Raw genomic sequence first — 24,189 nt, forward strand, 5'->3', positions numbered from 1 at the left:
AAATAAAGAAAAAGGCTCGTATGTGGAATACTCCAAAGAGGTTTTCTACAAAGTGATAGAAAGTGTTTAATTTTGTTTGAATTTACCAATTGTTGAACCTTCTTAAACGCCTTATGTCCCGATGAACGAATTTTCAAATAAACCAACAGACGATACAGCCAACAATCGAAACGAAGCCTATTTTCAAAAGACAGGAATTAGGCTAACAGATGAAACAGATAAATCAGTTAGCCCTGTTTTTGAGATTGCCAATCAAATTTTGAAGATTCACGACCAAGAAGAAATTGTAAAACACGGACATCTACTTGGAGAATATCGAGACATTAGAACGATTCTCCCTAAGCGCACTCAGTTCCATATTGATGAGTTTGTGCAGTACCAAATAGCAGCAGCACATTATGAGCTATTGATAGGCGAATTAGATGCTGCATCCCTCAGATTGCAGAGTTTAACCGAATTGGGAAAGACCAACAAATTGATTCAAAGCCTTGCACATGAAATTTCGTTGGCGTACATCGAAAATTTCCAAAAAAACTTGGAAGAAGAACAAATCACTACCAAACAAGTCCAAAGTTTTCCAAAAGTCACTTATTCTCCAAAGAACGAAGCTCCAAAACTGCAACATACTGAATTGCAGTTGTTTTACGCTACCTCCATAGAAAACGTTGATTTTGACGAATTACAAGCACTGTACATAAAATATGGTACATTTTTGATACCCGACCTTGAAGCCATTTTACTGGACAGTATGCACCGATATGAGTCCTTCAAAAATGCTGATGTGTCCAGCGAGAACCGTTCTTTCGTATTACATGCGCTGTATTTTTTAGGAGCATTGCAAGCAGAGGACAGTCTGTCGAAAGTATTGGATTTTCTGCGAATGGGAGAGGAGTTCACCCAATTTTGGTTGGGTTCAGATGTGGACTATCTCTTGTTTACTCCGCTTTATTCATTGGGTAAAAATCAACTTTCTGCGCTAAAAGTTTTTGCATTGGAGGAAAATATTTATGTTTGGAACAAGGTTTTGGTAAGCGATGTTGTTTCACAAGTAGCACACCATCACCCCGAAAGAAGGCAGGAGGTAATCAACTGGTATAAAGAGGTGTTTGCTCACTTTCTCAAAAGTACCAAAAACGAAAACTTAATTGACACCGTTTTTATCACAAGTGCGGCAACGGCTGCAACAAAACTTCGAGCGGTGGTGTTATTGCCACTTATTGAAGCACTTTACGAGAGAAAGTGGATTGATCCCAACATTTACGGCAACATAAAAAAGTACAAAGCAGACATCCAAAAGCCTATCCCAGCCAGTACTTTAGAACCAATGCCAGAAAATTTACAGGAATATTACACCGAAGAATACCGCAATAGAAAGGCAGAACCAGAAATGGAATTGGCAGAGATGGTCAAAAGTCATTCGCTTTTGGAAAGTTCAGAAGTAAAGGCTTTTATGGATATGTTTACCAAAGAGGGAGAAGCGGGCAACTCTGAAATCGAAGAAACGCTACTCAAAAAAATCAAACGCTTGCCTCCTACTTTGGAGGGATAATAAAAATTCAAATTCTAACCAATATTTTAATTTTAGGATGAAACGAAAACCTTCAATGATTCGAGTAGATGGAGCACCCAATTACGTCTATGCTGATTACTATAAAAAAACAGGAATTCGCATCACGGGTGAGCCACTTAACCAAGACAACTTACCACCTGCTTTGAAGAGAGAACAAAAGAAGTTACATTCAATGGTAACTGGTTGGCAATCGAAGAAAGCAATTCCTCGATTGGAAGAACTCATTGACGAATATCCGAATGTTCCTTCTTTTAAAAATTACCTATACATTGCTTATCAAAAAACTGATCGAAATAAAGAAGCAGAGGCTTTATTGGAGATGACCCTTGAGGAACATCCCGATTACATTTTTGGAATAACCAATAAAATACTGAATATCCACGATGAAGAGGAAATTAGAAGATACAGTCATTTATTAGGAGAGCCAAGAGATATTAGGACAGTGCGTCCTAATTACGACTTGTATCACATCACCGAATTTGTGAATTATCAGCTAGCAGCAGCACATTATGAATTGCTTATTGGTGAACTGGACGCTGCTACTTTTCGATTAGACGATTTGGTTGAACTGGGAGAAGACAATGAAAGGGTTCAAGCTCTCTATGGAGAAATTAATATTGCTCGTATAGTAACTTTCCAAGAAAAACTGGAAAAACAGAAGGAATTCATCATTGAAGTAGAAAGTTTTCCCAAAGTCAACTACGAACCCACCAAAAAAGCTCCCCTCTTACAACATTCCGAATTGAAGGTATTCTACCAAAAAGCCATTGAAGACTTTTCTCCTAAAGAAGCCTGTAATTTATTTGACAAATATGGAAAAGAATTGATTCCCGATTTGGAAGCAATGGTAGAAGACAGTATTCGCCGATACGAACACCTTTCCAAGTCGGAATTCGATTCTCAAAAACATTCTTTTCTAGCTCATGCGCTCTACTTTTTAGGAGCTTTGGAGGCAGAAGAAAGCCTTCAAAAAGTATTGGATATTCTAAGAATGGGGGAAGGTTTTTGCAAATTCTGGTTTGAATTTGATATCTCTAGATATCTATTACCAACAGTGTACTTTTTAGGTCAGAACCAGTTACCTGCATTGAAGGAATTTGTTTTGGAAGAAAATATTTCCTGTTGGAACAAAAGTGTTGTAAGTGCTGCGGTGGAACAAGTAGCATATCATCAGACAGAGAGAAGAGAGGAAGTAATAGCTTGGTTTAGGGAGGTAATGGTTTATTTTATTGGTCAGCCAAAAAATGAAAAGTTAATAGATACCATTTTTCTTACCCATCTTATAGCTAAAGTAACAGACTTGCGAGCAGTAGAGTTACTTCCTTTGGTTGAACAATTATTCGAGAAAAACTGGATTGACGAAACCTACAGAGGGGATTTAAAAATGCACCAAACAGATATTCGAGAACCTTGGCATGAAAGTGCTTTAGAGCCTATGCCACTGAATATTGAAGAATTTTATACTGGTGAATATCTACACCGAAAGGTGAAACCCGACATTCCTCAGGAAGAATTGGAAAGAATTGAAAGACTTTTGAAAAGTAAAGGGACAAAGGGAATGATGGATATGTTAGTGGAGTTAATAGAAGGAATAGAAGGAAATGAACAATCTGTATCAAAAAAATTACCTCCAAAAAGAAAATCTCAATCAATTCCTAAAGAAATCGGTGCTCCCAAAAAAGTCAGTCGAAACGCGCCTTGTCCTTGTGGAAGCGGCAAAAAATACAAAAGGTGCTGTATGAACAAATAATATTTTTTCATTTTCATTTTCTCCGAGTTCTCGGAGGAAGCTATTTTCATTCTTATTTTAATTCCTAAATGCCTCAATACCTCGCCACCGACCTCCAAGACACCATTGTAGCCCTTTCCACTCCGCAAGGAGTAGGCGCAATTGGCGTTGTGCGTCTTTCGGGAACAAACGCTATCCACATCTGCAATGAAGTGTTCAGAGGAAAAAACCTCTTGGAGCAAGCCACACACACCATACATTTCGGCACGATTCGAGATGACTTTGACAAAATCATTGACGAAGTAACCGTTGCCCTCTTCAAAGAACCCCATTCCTATACCAAAGAAAATGTGGTCGAAGTCAGTTGTCACGGTTCACCCTACATCATTCAGAAAGTCATAGAGTTGTTTATCAGCTACGGCGCACGTTTGGCAAAACCAGGTGAGTTCACCCTTCGTGCCTTTATGAATGGACGTTTTGACTTATCGCAAGCAGAAGCCGTTGCCGACCTAATCAGTTCGCAGTCCGAATCTGCTCACCAAATCGCTTTGCAGCAAATGCGGGGCGGTTTCTCCAACCAAATCGAACAATTGCGGGAACGGTTGGTCAATTTTGCAGCTTTGATAGAATTGGAGCTGGATTTCAGCGAGGAAGATGTGGAGTTTGCCGACCGTCAGCAGTTGGTGGATTTGGTCAGCACCATTCAAGCCCTGATTCGCCGCTTGCGGGAATCTTTTACTCTCGGCAATGCCATCAAAAACGGAGTTACGACGGTCATTGCGGGTCGCCCAAATGCGGGAAAATCTACTTTGCTCAATGCCATTTTGAATGAAGAACGAGCGATTGTTTCTGAGATTGCGGGAACGACTCGGGATACGATCGAGGAAGTCGTCAATATCAAAGGCGTACAGTTTCGTCTCATTGACACCGCAGGCATCCGTGATGCACAAGATCAAATTGAAGCCATCGGTGTCCGCAAAACGATGGAAACCATTCAAAAATCGACCATTTTACTCTACGTTTTTGACATCATTTACACCTCTCCAGAAGAAGTCCACGAAGACCTTCAAAAACTGAAAAAGCAGGGTTTGGAAATCATTGCAGTGGCCAACAAAATGGACTTAGACCCTTACACCAAGCCTGAAAACTATGTCAATGACATTTTGGATGCGGAACACATTATCACGACTTCGGCTATCAACAACATGAACATCGAATACCTCAAAGAAGCTCTATACGACATCGTGCTCGCCAAAAAACTGAACTCCGAAACGACCATCGTTTCCAATGTTCGGCACTTTGAAGCACTGCAACAATCTTATGTGGCATTGGATCGGGTATTGGAGGGTATTCACAGTGGTATTACGGGTGAATTGTTGGCGTTTGATATTCGAGAGGCGTTGCATCATTTGGGGGAGATTACAGGACAAGTGGATGTGGATAGGGATATTTTGGGGACGATATTTTCTAAGTTTTGTATTGGGAAGTAATGATATTTCTAAGATTCATGTAATAAGTACAAATTTATAATTTTATAGAATAAATATTATATAAGTATAATTTAATGTGATCGGATGGAGCAATGCAGTATATGAAGATTGGGTTACTTTGATTTTTTCAATTGATACCGAAGCCCCAACTCCAATCCAATCATGAGATTGTGAACGTTTGAGGATTGTCTAAGTCTGTTTGATAGACCAATTCTTGTCCACCATTTTGGCACCAATACGAGGTTTTTGTTAGTAGGAATAGGATATGAAACAGAGGTGAATAGATTGATGGGAATTTGGGTCGTTTGTAGCTCAAAAGTAGTGCTTTCATGCCTTTCGCCAGTATATGAATTGTAACTGCTACTTACACCGTGCGCTGATTCTGCAATTCTACAGAGTGCTTCAAAACCGAAATCAAATTCTAAGTTATTGTCCCGATTGTTTTTTATCGGTACGTAAATGCCAAATACCATATAGTAAGTGGTGAATCGTATATCTTTGTAAGAAGACCAAAACCGATGCCCAAATGATTCCATTTCTCCTCCACTTTGTTGCAAAAGCTGCAACGACAAAACAATCGATTCTCCTTCGGGGAGATAAGTTTGATACCGCACACCAAAATTGAAACCTAAACCAATAGGATAGCTCGTTCGGTAATAAATATCTTTTCTCAACTCAAAAAATTGGCTTATATTCAATCCTCCAACATATTCAATATATTTTTCTTGTGCTGAAAGCGAGGATTGGAGAAAGAAAAGTATAAAGGCACAGAGAAATGTTTTTGCTTGCATAATTGTGGTATTAAAATAAATGAAAAATAAGCTCATTTACTTGCCTGCAATTTAATGTAAACCTCCTATATTTGAAACACATTATCTTGCTAAATGGTTGTTTATCATTATAAAAATAAATGCAATGACTCTCTTCCAAAACATCCAAGAATCCGCAAAATACATCCAATCCCAAACCCAAAACTTCCAACCCCGATTTGGCATCATACTCGGCACAGGCTTAGGGAATTTGGTCAATGAAATAGACATTGACTACGAACTCAGTTATGCCGATATACCCCATTTTCCCGTTTCAACAGTCGAAAGTCACAAGGGGAAATTGATCTTTGGGCGTATTGAAGGAGAAGCCATTGTAGCAATGCAAGGACGGTTTCATTTTTATGAAGGCTATACGATGCAGCAAGTTGTTTTCCCTGTTCGGGTGATGAAATTGTTGGGCATCGAAAGACTGTTTATCTCCAATGCTGCGGGTAGCTTGAACGAGAACATGGATGCAGGTGATTTGATGATTCTCAGCGACCATATTAATTTGCAGCCTGCCAATCCTTTGCGAGGAAAAAATATTGACGAGTTGGGTGTGCGTTTCCCCGATATGAGTCGAGTCTATGACCCAGAAATGATTGCGAAGGGTTTGGCGATTGCCGAAAAATACCAAATCAACTGTCATACAGGCGTGTATGCAAGTGTGTCAGGGCCCAATTTGGAAACCCAAGCGGAATGTAAATATTTGCACATCATTGGAGCAGATGCTGTAGGAATGTCAACGGTGCCAGAAGCCATTGCAGCCGTTCATGCAGAGATTCCAGTGTTTGCGATTTCGGTTTTGACCAACGAAAACTATCCGCCTGAGCGAGTGAAAGTGGTTTCGGTGGACGATGTGATTGCAGTGGCATTGAAGGCAGAACCCAAAATGACGATGATTATCAAGGAGATGATTGGGGCTTTGTAAATGAAACCAAAAGCCTTATCTTACTGTTTCAACTGAAAACGACTGAAGATGATAAAAATCCCTTTTGGAGTCAGCGACTACGAGCAGATGATTACCCAAGGCTACCATTATATAGACCGCACCAACTACATCGAAAAAATGGAGGGATTGGGGAAGAAATACCTGTTTTTTTTGCGCCCCCGCCGATTCGGAAAGAGTCTTTTTCTTTCAAGCCTTCAATATTATTACGGCATAGAATACAAAGCAAAATTTGAACAACTTTTTGAGAAACAGTACATTGGACAAAATCCAACGCCTCTTGCCAATTCCTACATGATTTTGCGATTGAATTTTTCAGGTATTGACACAGAAACAAATGAACAGGCAAAGTCCAGTTTTTTTAGAGCATTTAAGTCTTCAGTACGAGGATTTGTAAAATATTATCGAAATATTTTTGATGAAAAGTTGGCAGAGATTATCACTAATGCCACAGACTCACCAGAAATTCTGCGCTTATTGTTTGAGTGGATGAAGGTGAATGAGGTTACTCAAAAAATCTACCTCCTCATAGACGAATACGACCATTTTACGAATGAAATTTTGGCCTTCCGATTTGATGAGTTCAAAGAGATTGTGGGCAAAAATGGTTGGGTGCGAAAGTTTTACGAGAGCCTGAAAATTGGAGCAGATGCAGGTTGGATAGACAGGATGTTCATCACAGGCGTTACGCCCATCACCTTAGACAGCTTGACCAGCGGCTTCAACAATGCTTCGGATATCAGTATGCGAGCGGGTTTTGAGCAGATGTTGGGCTTCACGAAGGAAGAAGTAGAAGGTATTTTGTTGGGGATTGGGATTTCAAAAACGGAGTTGAACGGTATTTCAGATGATTTGAAGAGTTGGTACGATGGTTATCACTTCAATCAATATGCAAAAAAGGGAATTTACAACTCCGAAATGGTTCTGTATTTTGCAGATGCTTACATCGAGCGGATGGAATATCCTTCTCAACTCTTAGACACCAATATTGCTTCTGATTACAGCAAAATCCGTTCGATGTTTCGCATTGCCCACAAAGAAAAGGAAAACATTGAAGTGCTGCGAGAGGTATTGAAGAACGATGAATTGAAAGCAGTCTTGACCCAAAAATACAACTTCAATGAGCCGTGGGACAGAGATAAATTCATCAGTTTGTTGTATTACTTGGGATTTTTGACCATCAAAGGCAGTGATTTAGAACAAACTATATTCACCATTCCCAATTATGTCATCAAAGAATTGTATTTCCAGTATTTTACGAGGGTGACATTGGAGGAAGCAAACTTCGATTTATACAACCTACGTGTGCGAGACAAAGTGGTGGAGTTGGCAAAATACAACAATATCAAGCCCATCATTGAACTGACCGAATCCACATTGACCCAGCTTTCGGCACATCACGACCGAGCTTACTTCAATGAAGGACACGTCAAATCTATCTTTGTTTCGTGGTTTCATTCTATTGGCATTTACCACATTTTCAGTGAATTGGAGGTCGAAAAAGGTGCGACTCAAAAGGGTAGGATAGACCTATTGCTTACCCGAAGAAAGCCCTTTGTAGAAGAAACGCCTTATCAGTTCATTTTTGAATTGAAGTACTTGAAACAGTCTGAAGCCAAGCAATTGAAGGATAAAAAGAAAGAGGCAATCGCTCAATTGAAGGCCTATTTGAAGGACGAAAAAATCAAAGAAATGACCGACTTGAAAGCCTATGTGGTCATTTTTGTGGTGAATAAAGCGACAGTTGTAGAATTGAAGATATAAAGTAAAAACCATCAAAGATGATAAAAATCCCTTTTGGAGTCAGCGACTACGAGCAGATGATTACCCAAGGCTACCACTATATAGACCGCACCAACTACATCGAAAAAATGGAGGGATTGGGGAAGAAATACCTATTTTTTTTGCGCCCCCGCCGATTCGGAAAGAGTCTTTTTCTTTCAAGCCTTCAATATTATTACGGCATAGAATACAAAGCAAAATTTGAACAACTTTTTGAGAAACAATACGTTGGACAAAACCCAACGCCTCTTGCCAATTCCTACATGATTTTGCGATTGAATTTTTCGGCAATTGATACAGAGACGAATGAGAAAGCCTACCAAGGTTTTTTTACGAGGGTAAGGACCACTGTAGAAGGCTTGGTTCGGTTTTACAAAGATTCCTTTGACCCTTCGGATGTCGAAAAAATAGCTTCTACAACTACGCCTCAAGATGCTCTTTTTGCGCTGTACCAAATCATGCACGATAGACAGGTAAGTGCTAAAATCTACCTCCTCATAGACGAATACGACCATTTTACGAATGAAATTTTGGCGTTCCGATTTGATGAATTCAAAGAAATTGTGGGCAAAAATGGTTGGGTGCGAAAGTTTTACGAGAGCCTGAAAATTGGAGCAGACGCAGGTTGGATAGACAGGATGTTCATCACAGGCGTTACGCCCATCACCTTAGACAGCTTGACCAGCGGCTTCAACAATGCTTCGGATATCAGTATGCGAGCGGGTTTTGAGCAGATGTTGGGCTTCACGAAGGAAGAAGTAGAAGGTATTTTGTTGGGGATTGGGATTTCAAAAACGGAGTTGAACGGTATTTCAGATGATTTGAAGAGTTGGTACGATGGTTATCACTTCAATCAATATGCAAAAAAGGGAATTTACAACTCCGAAATGGTTCTGTATTTTGCAGATGCTTACATCGAGCGGATGGAATATCCTTCTCAACTCTTAGACACCAATATTGCTTCTGATTACAGCAAAATCCGTTCGATGTTTCGCATTGCCCACAAAGAAAAGGAAAACATTGAAGTGCTGCGAGAGGTATTGAAGAACGATGAATTGAAAGCAGTCTTGACCCAAAAATACAACTTCAATGAGCCGTGGGACAGAGATAAATTCATCAGTTTGTTGTATTACTTGGGATTTTTGACCATCAAAGGCAGTGATTTAGAACAAACTATATTCACCATTCCCAATTATGTCATCAAAGAATTGTATTTCCAGTATTTTACGAGGGTGACATTGGAGGAAGCAAACTTCGATTTATACAACCTACGTGTGCGAGACAAAGTGGTGGAGTTGGCAAAATACAACAATATCAAGCCCATCATTGAACTGACCGAATCCACATTGACCCAGCTTTCGGCACATCACGACCGAGCTTACTTCAATGAAGGACACGTCAAATCTATCTTTGTTTCGTGGTTTCATTCTATTGGCATTTACCACATTTTCAGTGAATTGGAGGTCGAAAAAGGTGCGACTCAAAAGGGCAGGATAGACCTATTGCTTACCCGAAGAAAGCCCTTTGTAGAAGAAACGCCTTATCAGTTCATTTTTGAATTGAAGTACTTGAAACAGTCTGAAGTCAAGCAATTGAAGGATAAAAAGAAAGAGGCAATCGCTCAATTGAAGGCCTATTTGAAGGACGAAAAAATCAAAGAAATGACCGACTTGAAAGCCTATGTGGTCATTTTTGTGGTGAATAAAGCGACAGTTGTAGAATTGAAGTCCTAAGAAAAAAACTGTGTTTCTTGTGCAATTTTACAAGCATACCATTTTCACAATCCACTGTTTTTCACCTCTCTCGCTAAGTTCACCAAATCCCAATAAGGAGGGTGATAGCCATGTTCCGCTTCATAGATTTTCGCTTTTTCCTTCAATGAATCCCTCAGCGCATGATGCGTAGCGATGAATTTCCGAACACGCATAGCAGTCGTTGCGCTCATACCTTCGGGAACGGGTCCTTCCTTTCCCATCCAATTCAAAACTGCACTATACCCTTTCGCCAAACGACCAAACGGCAGCAAATGCCAGTCGTAAGGCAGACCTTCTCCCGCCTCCGCACCTTCCAACATAATGTCAATCATGGCATTGTCCAGATGGTCTTGATAGAGTGTTTCCAAGCCCCGCCATTCCGCCACAACGGTCAATTGCGGATCATATTCGAGGTCAGAAGGTTCGTGTGTTTCAAAGAATTGCACCCCCATCAAAGACAGCCATCGAGCCAGTCCAGGCGAAGAAATCGTCGAAAGCCCCATCCACAGGTCAATCCCAAAGTGACCATAAGCAGAAGATACCACTTCTGCACAAAACTGCTTAGAAGGTTCGGTATAGTTCATCGCAAAATCGTAGGGAATGTGTTGCGTTTCAACTACTTGCTTGGCACTATCTGCAACTTCATGTGGCAACATCGGATTTTTTTGAAGTGCAGGCAAGTCCGCACGAGGGCGTAAAATCATCATCCTAAGTTTTTTGTCATTCACATAACTCTCAAAATCATTTACAAAAACCCCTTTCTCAATCCAAGATTCCACAATCGAAGTCTCACCCGAATTTTCATCTACATGCAGCAACGAAACGTGCGAAAAATTGCCAGGATAGTCATTTCCCCTCGAAATCAAGGCAGAAGTCGGTGCGCCACCTCTCGAAACCAACATATCCCCACTGTGCGCTTTCACGCCCATGATGTCAATTGAAGGAGTTTGAGAAGGTTCGTCATAAGCGAGCAACATGGGAGAAACATTTTCAGGATGCGCTTGCAGCATTAACTCTTCGATGCCCGCACGACCTCCATACAACAGGCGGTAAATCGTATTTCTTGCCTTCGAAGTTTTCATATCCCAGTGAACGGACTGGTCTTTTACTACCTTGCGAATTTTGCTAAAAAGGTTCATGTAAGTCGTTAAACGTTCTTCACAGGCTCCAATCTGAGGCCCTAACTGAAAAAACTGTCGCTCCAAAAGGGCGAACTGTGTGGCCTCGGGAGGGAGGGTATCTTGTGCAATGTTGTCCAAAAACTGGTGAATAGCTGCAATAGCTGTATCTATTTTTGCCAAATTTTCGAGGCAATCCATCTCTTTAGCTGCAATAAATTCCTTCTCCAAAGATTCCCATACGCTATCTTGATTCCACGCAAACGGCTGTTTGTCTGCTATTTTGGGTGAATCAGGTGTACTGCTTGGAATCAATAAAAGCCCATACAGGGCAAATAAAAAGAACAAAATAATACCAAAAAACTTCAACATGAATCAATAAGGATTGGTTAGGTTTATAACGTCATTGAAGGGTAATCAAGGACTAAAATTAATATTTTCGTTTTAATTTTTCATTTTAATTCAGGCACAACCTTTCGCTCCAATGCCAAAACACTCGAAAAAATTCCTGCAAAACTCACCGTCAACCCCACCAAAGCCAACCCAACGATATTGACATAGGGTTGATTCCCCAAAAACATGGCCGCCAAAGCAGGACCCGTAGCCTGTCCCAACATATTGATGAATGCCCCCAAAGCTATGACCTTTCCTTGAGGATCGTGCTGGGCTTGAATACTTTGGTAAAAAGCCATGATAAAAGCCCATATTCCCATATAAAAAACAGTGCCAATGGCGTAGCCCCATGGACTAGAAGTAAAATAAATCGCCAACAAACTGACTGCAAAAATGCCCAAACCACCGAAAATTGGCAATGCCAAACCCCCTTTGTCATTGAACCAATAAATCACCAAGGCAAAAGGAATCACGATTACATTACCGATTGATAGTGTATTGGCAATGAAGTGTTCAGACAGCATTTTGGCTTCTCCAATCAATTCGATGTACGCCCAAAGAACGCCGCCGCTCAATTGAAGTGCATAATAAGCCAACAAAACCAGCAAAATAGTGGGATTGCGAACCAATGCAGACAGTTGCAAAGGGGGGAGGTGAAAATCGTGGCTCTTTCGTTGAAAAACAGCCAAAGAAGGACTCACCAAAAGAGCGAGAATAGTCATTCCAACCAAAAAAACAAATCCTGCCTGCAAGCCAAAATTGTGCAAAACACTGGGCATAAACGGGAAAATAATGGCACTCAATAGACAATAGACCAAGACATAAATACTGTATCCCTTCACAGGTGTTTTCAACACAGTAAACGAGGTCAGGCTCGAAGCGTATGCCACTCCTGCAAACATACCCGCCACCAATCGAAGCACCAACAAATAGGGCGAATCAAGCAGAAACATTGAAGCTATTTCGCAGCCCATCAGCCCCAACAAACCTATTTGTATCAGCCGAACCATGCCCACTCTGTGAATCACCAAAGCGGTAATCAAACCACCAAAAGCAATACCCGTAATGTTAATCGCTGCAAACCAGCCTATCAGTTCTTTTGAAAAGTCATAGTGTTCGTGCAGTTCACCCAACACCAGCGGCAAAATGGTCAGAATACCCAAACCTGTTGTCGCAATAAAACCAACCGTAGCCAAGCGCAGCCAATGGTCGAGAGGAAGTTTTTGGAGCATATTATTTTTTTTGTTTTCAAGCTGCAAGATAAGAAACCTCCTTATCTCCTCACTCAAAAAAAAACTCTGTGCCTCTGTGCCTCTGTGTTCAAAAAACCACCACATTCTCCCTTCCCTTCAATTTCAAAACCGCCTTATCCCCATCCCGTTCTACCTCTAACATTTCACCATTCACCTCCACTTCCTTTGCAATAGTTGGACATCGAAACTCCAACTCCCAATCCGCCAAAGATTGTGTCAACTTGAAGGTCGTTTTGCCATTTGCAGTCGTTTTCTCAATACCAATTCGGTTATCTCCAACAGGGACATCCTCCAATGTTGCCTCCTTCCAAGAACTCGGCATTTCGGGTGCAAGCACTATTTTTTTGTTGTACGCTTCGGGTTGAATCCCAAAGTAATTCCGCACAATCGGTGCAGCCAAAGCATACACATTCCACTCCTGCACCATCATCCCAAAATCGGGCGAAACCTCATACATCGAGCCAGGCAAAGCATAGCCAAAACTCTTGACCATTCGCTTCAAATACGCCAAAGACTCATCCGCCCTGCCATAATTTGCCTCTGCAATCGCCTGTACACCAGTCGGTAAAGTCATTACTGCCCCTGTATAAGAAAAAATCTTTTTGTCGGCTGCAAAAGAACCGTCCTCTGTTTCGGCACTCGCATCTCGGTCAATGCCCGTCACAAACATTCCAAAAGGATTCACAAAACGGCTACCCGTTTCCAAAGCCCGAATTGCCTTATCTTGGTCTGCAATACCCATTTCCATCGGTGTATTGACCACCCAATTGTGATGCACCACAAAACCCCGCTTTTCATTCGGAGGATAAGCTGCAATCTGCTCTTTGGTAGCCTTCAATTCCTCCACTGCCCACGGTTTGTTGAGCGTATCCGCACGCACAATGGCATTGTCAATCAAGTGCATGGCCTCTTTTGGTGTACTGATAAAATCGGCGTAAGAATTGAAGTCCTCCACCCAAAAATCGGTGTTGATTTTCTCCTTCAATTTGTCCGCTTTCTCTCGACATTCGGCTGCAAAATCCGTTTCTCCCATTGCAGTCGCCATCTTTGCCAAATCCACAAAACCCTGCTGCGTGTAAACCGCCACATCAATCATTTCGCTATGCAAACCGTGAATCTCCATCATACCTGCGCCATCAGGTAAAAGGTTTTTATCCTTGTCATTTTCCTCCAAGAGCCAATTCATGCCCTTTTTGCAGAAAGCATAGTAGTCCTTCAAAATATCCTCTGAACCTGTCCATTCATAAGCCTTCCAAACCATTGAAGTGAAATGAGGCGTTTCGTTGATGTTTCCCAAGTTGTAAACCGCCCCATTCGTAGAAGCTTCGTGCATTATGCGCCCGTTGTCGCCATTGTTTACTTTTGACAAATAGTGCAGCAAATTCAAGTTGAGTTTGACCAAAGTAGGGCGACCAATCGCCAAAACACCTTGCAGCGAATAGGTATTGTCGCAGCCAAACCACCACGGATAATCGTCAATACCTGCCCCAAGCCCCGTTCCAATTTCAGGCACACTTCGCACCAGCCAATCGGTATTGTATTTCACCCACTCAAAAGCCTGTTCGATGTCTTTATCTGGAATGGTAAGCTTTGAAGTATTCGCAAAACGTTGATAATCTTCTTCTTTTTTCTTCAAATCCTCCTCATAGTTTTGGCGAATGTCCTGCAAAGTTTCCATTGCAGCCTGTTCTGATTTTGAAGAACCTGCAATAAAAAAGCGCATCAAAGCCGTTTCTTTTCCTTCAATGTTCAACTCATACTGCAATTGAGCATTGATGCCTTTGCCGAGTCGCTCAAAATTGCAGGAAGCAGTACCGATTTGGTGCTTTGAAGGAGGTATATCTGACCCAAAAATGGTGAACCAATTATTCAAACTGTCTTTGGCAACAATGGCATTTTCTTTTTCATTCCACATCGCAAAATCACTCCCGTCTATCATATCGGTGCGCTCCCCCAACCACACGGGCCGCAAGTCCACCATGCCATTGAAGTCAAAAATCAATTGACGGTTTTCGGCACTTTGATTTTGCAGCACAAACTCTACTACGATTCCTTCTTTTAGGGAAGGCACGAATTGAAACCTTTCTACCACTAGGTCTAAATCCTTAATGTCAAAGACATTGCGATTTGCAAAAGGATAATTGACAAACTCCTTGGCATTGTCTAAACAAGCCAATTTTTGGGTTTTGGTGTCTGCAATTTGCACCGCAAAACCGTCCATCAACTTAATCGGATGGTCCCAAATTCCACCCATTTCACCCTTGACGTGCCAGCCCATATCTGGGAAACTTCCATTTTGATGTCCGACCATATAGACCCTATCGCCCGCTGTCACATAAGGCGATGTCAAATAGGTTGTTTTGCCCTTCAATTGTGGAGCATTTGCTACTTTTTGGGCAAGGGTTTCTACTGCTTGCAGGTTTGGATTGCTGGGCGAATTGCAAGCATTGAAGGATAGGAATAGGAGAGTGAGTGATAAGTTTAGTAGTTTGTAGTTCATTGATTGGCTATTTTATACGTGTTTGACGTAGCTAAGATAATAAAAAGGACTGCAATCCTATCGATTTAGGGCAAAGGAAGCCTCAAAAATTAAAGAGGAGTTTTGTTGCTATGGAAAATATGAGGATATTGTATCGTAAGCGAATAAAAATAATAGAATCATGACAAAGACACATATAAAAGAGCTGTCACCAGAACAAGGTGAAGAATTGCTTGAAGCATTGAAAACCCGCTTTGAGAAAAACAAGAACCGCCATAAAGGTCTTGAATGGGCTAAAGTACAAGCAAAGTTGGAAGCTCATCCTGAAAAACTGTGGTCACTCAACGAAATGGAAGTGACTGGTGGTGAGCCAGATGTGGTGGATTACGATGCAAATACGGACGAATACATTTTTTATGACTGTTCATCAGAAAGTCCTAAAGGTCGGAGAAGCGTGTGTTACGACCGTGAAGGATTGCAGTCAAGGAAAGAACACAAACCGAAGAATAACGCTGTTGATATGGCTGCTGCTATGGGTGTTGAACTTTTAACAGAAGAAGAATATAGAGCATTGCAGCAACTTGGAAATTTCGATACAAAAACATCAAACTGGGTCAAAACCCCTTCTGAGATTAGAAAACTTGGTGGTGCAATCTTTGCCGATTTTCGCTACAACCATGTATTTGTGTATCACAATGGCGCACAATCTTACTATGCTGCGAGAGGGTTTCGAGGTGTGTTGAGGGTGTAAATTTTGGATGAATAACTTAATCCAACAATAAGAGTTTAACAAATCCAATTTTTGAAGGCAATTTACCTTACCAAAGACATCAAAAACGACAACCATCCTACCCATTTACAAAAACATCTTTGTTATTTTTGCACTTCAAAAACGATTCAAAAAATGAGATTCTTTTACTTGATTTTCACCTTGTTGTTCTTTTTCAGCCTCCATTCTTCCCATTTACTCCAAGCAGCCGACCTACCCACAGGATTTGTAGAAGTGCAGATAGCCACAGGTTTAGACCCAACGAGCATGGCATTGGCACCTGATGGGCGTGTGTTCATTGCCGAAAAAAACGGACGTATTTTGATTGTTGAAGATGGCGAATTGTTGCCCGAACCTTTTTTGGTTTTGGACTTGGACAACAGCAATGAGCGTGGATTGAGTGGGATAGTGTTTGACCCCAATTTTGAGGAAAACAACTATCTGTACATCTATTATACCGTTCTTGGAGAAAACCACAATCGGGTAAGCCGCATTACCGCCAATGGAAATTTGGCACTTGCAGGGAGCGAAGTAGTATTGTTGGAGTTGGATGAATTGTTGGGCTCAGTGCACAATGGCGGAGCAATGGAATTTGGAGCAGATGGCACTTTATTCATTGCAACAGGGGAGGGTTCTCAACCTTCTAATTCTCAGAATACGAATACTTTGTTGGGTAAAATATTGCGAATCAATTCAGATGGTAGTATTCCGACCGACAATCCTTTTTATGCAGAGTTGGAGGGAAAATATCGAGCGATTTGGGCTTTGGGTTTTCGCAATCCTTTTAGCATGGCGATTGAACACAGCACCAATCGAATTTTTGCTTGTGATGTAGGCGGTTTTTTGTTTGAAGAAGTAAATGCGGTCGAAAAGGGCGGAAATTATGGCTGGTCTATTTTGGAGGGATTTCGCACGAATCAAGAAGTTCCTGAAAACTACCGAGACCCTTTGTATGCTTACAGTCATGGCTTGGGTTGTTCGGTCATTGGCGCAGCTTTTTACAGTCCTTCCAACAAAACTTTTCCCGAACAATACCACGATAAATTTTTCTTTGGCGATTACTGCAAAGGCTATATCAAAGTTTTGAACCCACAAACGGGTGTGGTTGAGCAGACTTTTGCAACGGGTGTTCACCGCCCTTTGAACTTCAAGGTGACACCCGAAGGGGATTTTTACTATTTGGAGCGAGCAGGATTGGGCGGTGGCTCGCAAGAAGACAACACTTCGAGTTGGAACGGAGCCTTGTGGAAAATTTCTTATACGGGCAACAATGCGCCTTTTATTTCGGTGCAACCCCGTTCGGTTTTGTTGCCTATTGGCGAAGAAGCGATTTTTTCGGTGAAGGCAGCAGGTGGGCAACCGCTTAGTTATCAATGGCAACGAAACGAAGTGGACATTGAAGGAGCGATTGCAGACACCTATATGGTATCGGATTTGACATTGGAGGACAATGGCAGTGTTTTTCGCTGCAAAGTCAGCAATAATTTAGGTGAAGTCATTAGCGAAGAAGCCCTTTTGACCGTGACCTCCAATACCCGACCGACTCCCACGATTGTTTCGCCTCTAAGCACAACGACTTACCAAGCAGGTCAGGTGATTGTCTTTGAAGGGAAAGCGATAGATTTGGAGGATGGAGAATTGGAGGCAGCCAATTTTCGCTGGAAGATTGATTTTCACCACGATGAGCATAAACACCCCGCATTGCAGCCCACAATAGGTATCATGGGCGGTGAATACCAAACGGCAAATGTGGGCGAAACGTCTGCCAATGTTTGGTACCGTATTTATCTCACAGCTACGGACAGTGAAGGACTTACGAAGACCACTTTTACCGATGTTTTTCCCGAAACGGTGAACATTACTTTGACGAGTGAACCCACAGGGCTTTCAATTAATTTGGATGGTCAGTTTGTTCCTTTGCCGCATACTTTTGAGAGTGTGAAGGGGATAGAACGCAATTTGTCTGCTCCTTTTTCGCAGGAATTGGACGGGAAATTGTATGCTTTTCGGCAATGGGAAAATGAGGATGCTGACCGCCTCAACAGTTTTTTTACACCGCAAAAAGACAGTACACTCCAAGTTGAATATGAGTACGTTCCGTTTAGTGATGGAGATGGTTTGATGGGCAATTACTACAACGGCAATTTGGGAGATTTGGATTCTACTGCTCATTGGACGAATTTAGACCCGTTTATTGATTTTGATTGGGGAATAGGTTCTCCAAATGAGCTCATCAACGATGAGAATTTTCAGGTTCGTTGGCTGGGTTGGGTAGAGCCGCTTTTTAGCGAGGAATATACTTTTCATGTGATTTCGGACGATGGGACTCGGCTGTTTGTTGATGATTTTTTAATTATTGATGGATGGATGTCACATCCTGCTCTTGAAACAACAGGTCGGATTACCTTGGAGGCGGGCAAAAAATATCCTATCCGATTGGAGTATTTTGACTCGGGGGGGAATGCTTCTATTCAGTTGTTTTGGAGTGGTTTGCATACGCCCAAACAGATAGTGCGGACGAGTCAATTGTTTAGCGAGTTTAGCATAGATATTGACAATCCCGAAAAACTACCTTTTGTGGTGAACTGGTTTCCCAATCCTGTAAGTGATGTCTTGACCTTGTCTATCATTGCTTTGGAGGCGGAAACGGTGGAGGTTACTTGGTACGATTTGGTGGGACGTGAGATAACGAGCAAAAAAGTGAACATTCTGCCCCAAAAAACGGAAGTGACTTGGGAAATGGCCACTTTCCCAAAAGGAGTGTATATTGTGGAGGTGAAGGGGAATCAGGTTGTTGAAAGTCGTGCTAAGATTGTGGTGGATTAATCTTCCTTGTTCACAATAATTTTCCTGTCATTCAACAATTTTCCTACCGAAAAACGAATACCATCCAATACTTCAATTTCCTTGTTCCAATTGGAGGTTGTCCAGTCGGCATCAGGCAAAGCAACCATTACTTTTTCGGTACTACTCGTTATCCAAATTACCTTTTCTACACCAAAATTTAACAATTTTTCGGTTTTCGAGTGATAGTAGTTGATGGCACTTTCAAAATCCTCCGTATCAGCCTTTGTATCTACTTCAATCACTACGGTTGGGACAACATCCAAATATTTGTCGCCAATCTCCGCAGCCTTCAATATTTCTACTTGATAGATAGCGATGTCCATAGCCAAGTTATTCTTGTTATCTATATGAATTCCTGCTTCATTGGTGACAATTTCATATTGGTCTTCGGGCAAGTTTTTATACAAAAATCGCAGAATGGCGGAGATAATAACCACTTGAATCGCACTACTACCCATAATATCTTCTAATTTTTTCTTGCCCTCCAAAACTTCTTCATATCCTTTATAGCCTAAACCTTGCCCATCCAACCATTCATAAATCATCGCATCGGGAATGGTCAGTACTGAAATGTTTTGAGAAATATTTGAAGTTGTTGTTATCATAAGATGAAAAAATAAAGAAAATTACTATTGTATTATCGCTAACAAATTCGCTTACCTACTTGTTCTTGACAACACCTTTAGATAATCTTTAGAGTTCACTAAACACTAATCTTCCGTTTCCTCGCCACCACCTTCCAAAACTCAGTCACCTTACCCTCTCTCACAATCGCCGCTTCTTCGTGCAAAGCCACGGTCGGACATATATGAAAAGGAATGCCATACAACACATCACCCACCTTTGCAATCTTCGCATCAGGTGACTGCAAGACTAAATGTTCTTCGCTGTGTACCAAAAACTTTTCGACATTGAAGTTGAGAAAACGCACCCGATTCTGCAAAGGGTTTTCTGAGGCAATAGACTTATGACCTAAATCCACACAAACCCGATTTTCATCCAATACGCTGATAATGCGGGTCATCACCAAAGCTGCAGGCTCAAAATCCATATCGGGAAACGCCTCACCATAACCTGCATCCCAAAAAACGTAAGTGCCAGGACTCAATTCCACCGCTTGATTTTCGGCATGAACAGGAAAAGTCGGACTTCCACCTGCTACAATCAAAGGTACTTCAAAACTCGCTTCCTTCAATTGTTTCACAAATTCATCTACACCCACAAAATCTTGTTCCGCCCAATCCTTGCGCTCCTCAAAATTGCCATGGTGAATGTGTCCATCATATACGTGCAAGCCACCTATCTCTAAATGAGGCAATTCGACCACCAATTCGTACAAATTGAAGGCGACTTGATTCGCTTTGATGCCACTTCGGTGATAACCATTGTTGATGTCCAGCAATACATTTATCTGCAAATCAGCCTCTTTCCAAACTTTAGACAATTGCCTTGCAGTCGCTTCATTATCGACCAAAGTTCGCCATTTGACTTCGGGAAAATTCTGCATCAACTTCAATAAACGGGGAATTTTGGTGTCTGTCGGCTGATGTGCCAAAATCACATCTTTGCCGCCATTCAAGGCTATCATTTCCGCCTCTGCAATGGTCGCACATTTGAATTTTGTGATGCCGTATTCTTCTACGTGCATTCGGATGATTTCCCCCATTTTATGGGTTTTGACGTGTGGGCGGAGGCGGTCAATTCCTTCTGCGGTTTGAATGGCAGATTCGATATTTTGACGGACTCGATTGGGGTAAACGAGTAGAGCAGGAGAATCTATTTGGTGGATGTTTTGGACGGTGTACCAACTCATTGTAGGATTGTTTGATGGTTGAATTGTTGAATTGTTAGGAATTTATAGTTTTTCTTCGAGGCTGCAAATTAAAAGTGGGTATTTGATAAAAAAGAAAGGAATGAATATTTCTGTATGCGCCTTTTCTTACTGCAATCGGGCAATATCAGTATATTGTTCTTCAATTTGCTTCAAACTCAAACAAACAATATGCGATATCCTTTCTTACTCTTGTTCATTCCTCTAATTTTTCTGATTTCTTGCAGTGAAACCCCTTACACTTCAAAAATACCCAAACTACTCATTGTCACCGTATCGGACACTACCAAAGTACAACCTTCAAAGGAATTGTTGCAGCAAATCCAAGATATTGCAGCAAGCGAAAACAAGGAAGTATTGTTGGCCAGTGATTTAGAGAATTTGAATGAAGAAACCTTGCTTTCGTATAGTGCTTTGGTGCTGGATGGTTTTTTGGTCAATAATTTGAAGATACAACACCAAAATGCCATCAGGCGGTACGTGCAAATGGGAGGCGGTTTGATGGTGTTGAATAGTCCAAAACCAAATCCTTATGAATGGGCTTGGTTGGCAGCTTTTTTTGAAGGAGATAAATTGAAGGAAAATAACGATAGGGTTGTTTTGGTGGAAAGTGAAACGGAAGAATTGAAGGAAAAAATCCTTTTTGCCATAGGTGAAAACAAGCGTTTCCCTTCAAAAGCTCAAAGCCTCAAAACACCTGACTTTAACCGCTTCAACAAGGTGGTTTTGGATGATAGTGTGTATGAACCGATGGAGTTGGACGTATTGCCTGATGGGAAGGTGGTGTTTATTGAGCGGAGGGGTTTGATGAAAATGTACGACCCCAAATTGAAGGAAACGAAGGTGATTGGGAATTTTGATGTGTGTACGGAAGGAAATTACGAAGATGGTCTGCTGGGTTTGGCTTTAGACCCAAAATTTGGCAAGGAAAATTTTTACCTCTACCTCTACTATTCGCCTCCTTGTGATGTGTCGTATCAATATCTTTCCCGTTTTTTGTTGTTGGGCGACACGATTTTGCCGAGTTCAGAAAAAGTGGTGATGAAAGTGTTGGTGCAGCGAGAAACTTGTTGTCATTCAGGTGGTTCGGTGGAGTTTGGGCCCGATGAGTTGTTGTATCTTTCGACGGGCGACAATACGAGTTCTAAAGAATCGGATGGCTATTCTCCTTTGGATGAACGTCCTGGCAGAGCGCCTTTTGATGCCCAAAAAGGTTCGTCAAACACCCACGATTTGAGGGGGAAAATCTTGCGAATCAAGGTGGATGAAAATGGGGATTATTCGATTCCTGACGGCAATTTGTTTGCGAAAGATGGTAGTGAGGGGCGGCCCGAAATCTATGTGATGGGCGCACGAAACCCCTTCCGAATTGCGATTGATGGGAAAACAAACTTTTTGTATTGGGGCGATGTGGGACCTGATGCAGGCGCAGATTCACCCAAATATGGGCCGCAAAGTTACGATGAATGGAATCAGGCTCGACAAGCGGGCAATTATGGTTGGCCTTATTTTGTGGGCGACAATAAAGCCTATCCCGACCGAGATTTTGCGATGGATACGGTTGGGGCGGTGCAAAACCCGATGCGTCCTGTCAATCTTTCGCCCTTCAATACGGGTGCGAAGGTATTGCCGCCTGCTCAACTGCCGATGATTTGGTATCCATACAGCAAATCGGAGGAGTTTCCGATTTTGGGAGAAGGGGGAAGGAGTGCGATGTGTGGGCCGATTTACTACCAAAGTCAGTATGTGAAGGACTACGACTCTAAGGTGCAATTCCCTGATTACTACAATGGTAAAATGTTTATCTATGAATGGGCGAGGTCTTGGATTTTGGCGGTGAGTTTTGATGCACAGGGTGATTTGAAGCAAATAGAACCTTTTTGGCCCGAAATGCCTTTGTCGAAACCGATTGACATGGTGTTTGGTCCTGATGGTGCGATGTATATTTTGGAGTATGGTCGGCAGTATTTTTTGAACAATCCCGATGCTACTTTGTCCCGAATTGAGTTTGCGAATGGCAATCGTGCGCCTGTTCCGAATCTATTGGTGGACAAACCAAATGGTGCTGCCCCTCACACGGTTCAGTTTTCGGCTGTCGAAAGTTTTGACTACGATTTGGAGGATTCTTTGCTAACTTTTGAGTGGTTTTTTACGGAGGAAAAGGAGGCGCAAGCGATTGGTGAAAAGGTGGAATTTACCTTCAATGAAGTGGGCATTTATACGGCAAAATTGAAGGTGACAGACTCGCGTGGAGTTTCTGCAATGGCTGAAACGAAGATACAAGTCGGCAATGAACCACCTGCAATTGCGCTAAATTATTCGGGCAACCGTTCTTTTTTCTTTCCGAATACAAGTGCGGGGTATGCGGTCAAAATTGCAGACCGTGAGGATGAAAAAAATGGAGGCATTGACGCTGCAAATGTTTTTGTGTCTTGGTCTTATTTGAAGGATGAAAGTTATGTGGAGGCGATTGAGTTGGGTAAAATGGCTTTGCCGAAAGGTTCGATTCAGCATCTGGAGGGTAGTTTTTTGATGAAAAAAAGCGACTGCTATACTTGTCACGATTTGGAGAAACCGAGTATCATTCCTGCTTACCGCCAAATCGCCCAAAAATATCCCTTCAATGAACAGTCGGTTAATTATTTGGCTTCCAAAATCATCAAGGGTGGCAATGGTGTTTGGGGTGAACGTTTGATGGCAGCGCATCCGCAATTGAGTGAACAGGAAGCGGCTGCAATGGCTCGCTATATTTTGTCTTTGGAGGAGAAAAGTATGCCTTTGAAAGGAGTGGTTGATATGGATTTGAAGGGAAAAAACCCAAAAAAAGGAGCTTTTGTTTTAACTGCAAATTATACGGACAAAGGGGCGGGTGATTTTGAAGCGATGGACGTGTGTGAAACCTTGATTTTGAAGCCACCTAAGTTGGATTTTGGGGATGCGGACTTTTTTCATCAATCGGAGTTGTGTTCTTTTGGGGAGAATCGGGAGTTGGTGATGCTGTGTGGGGTGCAGGATGGGGCTTACATGCGTTTTGATGGGGTGGATTTGAAGGGAGTGAAGAAGGTGAATCTTAGGGTAAATGTGGCGGATGATTGTCGGGTGATGCTTAGGGTTGATGCGCCTGATGGTGAGGTGATTGGGAGTGTGGAGCTTGCGCCTAAGTCTGCTTCAAGTTCGGAGGATTGGCGAGTGGTTTCGATTTTGATTGAAGGGATTGAAGGGAAACGAGATTTTTATGTGGGTTTTGAGGATGTTGGGAAAGAGAAGATTGGATGGGGATTGGTGGATGTGGATTGGGTGGGGTTTGACGACCTCCCCTAACCCCTCCGAGGGAGGGGGACTTTCTATAGTATGTGTATTCCCCTCCGAGGGAGGGGGATGTTTGGGGTGCTTAATCTTAAAAGGGAAAAGGATTT

The 24,189-nt window shown here is 42.0% G+C and carries 15 protein-coding genes; 9 read left to right on the forward strand and 6 right to left on the reverse strand.

Annotation, left to right across the window (positions count from 1 at the left end):
- The first annotated feature begins 121 nt into the window (after positions 1 to 121).
- The 3 genes from R3E32_23335 to mnmE all read left to right on the forward strand — a co-directional run bounded on the left by R3E32_23335 (position 122) and on the right by mnmE (position 4,789).
- Positions 122 to 1,549: a DUF1186 domain-containing protein gene (locus R3E32_23335; protein MEZ4887687.1), complete on the forward strand. Its 1,428-nt coding sequence runs from the start codon at positions 122 to 124 to the stop codon at positions 1,547 to 1,549.
- Positions 1,550 to 1,586: 37 nt separating this feature from the next.
- Entirely contained in the window at positions 1,587 to 3,320 is a 1,734-nt protein-coding gene (locus R3E32_23340) for a DUF1186 domain-containing protein (GenBank protein MEZ4887688.1), read from the forward strand.
- Positions 3,321 to 3,388: 68 nt separating this feature from the next.
- Positions 3,389 to 4,789, forward strand: a complete 1,401-nt coding sequence (mnmE, locus tag R3E32_23345; GenBank protein ID MEZ4887689.1) for a tRNA uridine-5-carboxymethylaminomethyl(34) synthesis GTPase MnmE — start codon at positions 3,389 to 3,391, stop codon at positions 4,787 to 4,789.
- Positions 4,790 to 4,902: 113 nt separating this feature from the next.
- Here the strand turns inward: mnmE and R3E32_23350 are convergent, their stop codons facing one another.
- Entirely contained in the window at positions 4,903 to 5,580 is a 678-nt protein-coding gene (locus tag R3E32_23350; GenBank protein ID MEZ4887690.1) for a hypothetical protein, read from the reverse strand.
- 124 nt (positions 5,581 to 5,704) lie between these two features.
- Here R3E32_23350 and R3E32_23355 point away from each other — a divergent pair, with 124 nt between their 5' ends.
- From R3E32_23355 to R3E32_23365, 3 genes are read left to right on the forward strand one after another with little or no spacing between them, the layout of a single operon-like run.
- Entirely contained in the window at positions 5,705 to 6,529 is an 825-nt protein-coding gene (locus R3E32_23355) for a purine-nucleoside phosphorylase (protein ID MEZ4887691.1), read from the forward strand.
- A gap of 48 nt (positions 6,530 to 6,577) precedes the next feature.
- On the forward strand, positions 6,578 to 8,311 hold the full coding sequence (locus R3E32_23360; protein MEZ4887692.1) for an AAA family ATPase: 1,734 nt from the start codon (positions 6,578 to 6,580) through the stop codon (positions 8,309 to 8,311).
- A gap of 17 nt (positions 8,312 to 8,328) precedes the next feature.
- Entirely contained in the window at positions 8,329 to 10,062 is a 1,734-nt protein-coding gene (locus R3E32_23365) for an AAA family ATPase (protein ID MEZ4887693.1), read from the forward strand.
- A 44-nt stretch (positions 10,063 to 10,106) separates the two neighbouring features.
- On the opposite strand, the gene R3E32_23370 is transcribed toward R3E32_23365, so the two are convergent.
- From R3E32_23370 to R3E32_23380, 3 genes are all read right to left on the reverse strand, one after another.
- On the reverse strand, positions 10,107 to 11,573 hold the full coding sequence (locus R3E32_23370) for a YiiX/YebB-like N1pC/P60 family cysteine hydrolase (GenBank protein MEZ4887694.1): 1,467 nt from the start codon (positions 11,571 to 11,573) through the stop codon (positions 10,107 to 10,109).
- Positions 11,574 to 11,653: 80 nt separating this feature from the next.
- Positions 11,654 to 12,826: an MFS transporter gene (locus tag R3E32_23375; protein MEZ4887695.1), complete on the reverse strand. Its 1,173-nt coding sequence runs from the start codon at positions 12,824 to 12,826 to the stop codon at positions 11,654 to 11,656.
- An 88-nt stretch (positions 12,827 to 12,914) separates the two neighbouring features.
- Positions 12,915 to 15,347: a hypothetical protein gene (locus tag R3E32_23380; GenBank protein MEZ4887696.1), complete on the reverse strand. Its 2,433-nt coding sequence runs from the start codon at positions 15,345 to 15,347 to the stop codon at positions 12,915 to 12,917.
- A gap of 160 nt (positions 15,348 to 15,507) precedes the next feature.
- Between R3E32_23380 and R3E32_23385 the strand changes: the two genes are divergently transcribed.
- Complete coding sequence (locus tag R3E32_23385) at positions 15,508 to 16,077, forward strand: DUF4256 domain-containing protein (protein ID MEZ4887697.1); 570 nt, start codon at positions 15,508 to 15,510, stop codon at positions 16,075 to 16,077.
- 153 nt (positions 16,078 to 16,230) lie between these two features.
- Positions 16,231 to 18,921 (forward strand): PQQ-dependent sugar dehydrogenase, encoded by a 2,691-nt coding sequence (locus tag R3E32_23390; GenBank protein ID MEZ4887698.1) that lies wholly within the window; start codon positions 16,231 to 16,233, stop codon positions 18,919 to 18,921.
- On the opposite strand, the gene R3E32_23395 is transcribed toward R3E32_23390, so the two are convergent.
- Positions 18,918 to 19,547 carry a hypothetical protein gene (locus tag R3E32_23395; protein ID MEZ4887699.1) on the reverse strand — a complete coding sequence of 210 codons (630 nt, stop codon included), beginning with the start codon at positions 19,545 to 19,547 and terminating at the stop codon, positions 18,918 to 18,920. The genes R3E32_23390 and R3E32_23395 overlap by 4 nt on opposite strands.
- 98 nt (positions 19,548 to 19,645) lie before the next feature.
- Positions 19,646 to 20,755 (reverse strand): D-TA family PLP-dependent enzyme, encoded by a 1,110-nt coding sequence (locus tag R3E32_23400; protein MEZ4887700.1) that lies wholly within the window; start codon positions 20,753 to 20,755, stop codon positions 19,646 to 19,648.
- 114 nt (positions 20,756 to 20,869) lie between these two features.
- Here R3E32_23400 and R3E32_23405 point away from each other — a divergent pair, with 114 nt between their 5' ends.
- Positions 20,870 to 24,094 carry a PQQ-dependent sugar dehydrogenase gene (locus R3E32_23405; protein ID MEZ4887701.1) on the forward strand — a complete coding sequence of 1,075 codons (3,225 nt, stop codon included), beginning with the start codon at positions 20,870 to 20,872 and terminating at the stop codon, positions 24,092 to 24,094.
- Positions 24,095 to 24,189: the final 95 nt, after the last annotated feature.

The organism is Chitinophagales bacterium (assembly GCA_041392475.1).
Taxonomy (GTDB): Bacteria; Bacteroidota; Bacteroidia; order Chitinophagales; family UBA2359; genus JAUHXA01.

Bases quoted from the DNA above. Each gene is read 5' to 3' on its own strand.
- R3E32_23335 (MEZ4887687.1), top strand. From the start codon at position 122: ATGAACGAATTTTCAAATAAACCAACAGACGATACAGCCAACAATCGA.
- R3E32_23340 (MEZ4887688.1), top strand. From the start codon at position 1,587: ATGAAACGAAAACCTTCAATGATTCGAGTAGATGGAGCACCCAATTAC.
- mnmE (MEZ4887689.1), top strand. From the start codon at position 3,389: ATGCCTCAATACCTCGCCACCGACCTCCAAGACACCATTGTAGCCCTT.
- R3E32_23350 (MEZ4887690.1), bottom strand. From the start codon at position 5,580: ATGCAAGCAAAAACATTTCTCTGTGCCTTTATACTTTTCTTTCTCCAA.
- R3E32_23355 (MEZ4887691.1), top strand. From the start codon at position 5,705: ATGACTCTCTTCCAAAACATCCAAGAATCCGCAAAATACATCCAATCC.
- R3E32_23360 (MEZ4887692.1), top strand. From the start codon at position 6,578: ATGATAAAAATCCCTTTTGGAGTCAGCGACTACGAGCAGATGATTACC.
- R3E32_23365 (MEZ4887693.1), top strand. From the start codon at position 8,329: ATGATAAAAATCCCTTTTGGAGTCAGCGACTACGAGCAGATGATTACC.
- R3E32_23370 (MEZ4887694.1), bottom strand. From the start codon at position 11,573: ATGTTGAAGTTTTTTGGTATTATTTTGTTCTTTTTATTTGCCCTGTAT.
- R3E32_23375 (MEZ4887695.1), bottom strand. From the start codon at position 12,826: ATGCTCCAAAAACTTCCTCTCGACCATTGGCTGCGCTTGGCTACGGTT.
- R3E32_23380 (MEZ4887696.1), bottom strand. From the start codon at position 15,347: ATGAACTACAAACTACTAAACTTATCACTCACTCTCCTATTCCTATCC.
- R3E32_23385 (MEZ4887697.1), top strand. From the start codon at position 15,508: ATGACAAAGACACATATAAAAGAGCTGTCACCAGAACAAGGTGAAGAA.
- R3E32_23390 (MEZ4887698.1), top strand. From the start codon at position 16,231: ATGAGATTCTTTTACTTGATTTTCACCTTGTTGTTCTTTTTCAGCCTC.
- R3E32_23395 (MEZ4887699.1), bottom strand. From the start codon at position 19,547: ATGATAACAACAACTTCAAATATTTCTCAAAACATTTCAGTACTGACC.
- R3E32_23400 (MEZ4887700.1), bottom strand. From the start codon at position 20,755: ATGAGTTGGTACACCGTCCAAAACATCCACCAAATAGATTCTCCTGCT.
- R3E32_23405 (MEZ4887701.1), top strand. From the start codon at position 20,870: ATGCGCCTTTTCTTACTGCAATCGGGCAATATCAGTATATTGTTCTTC.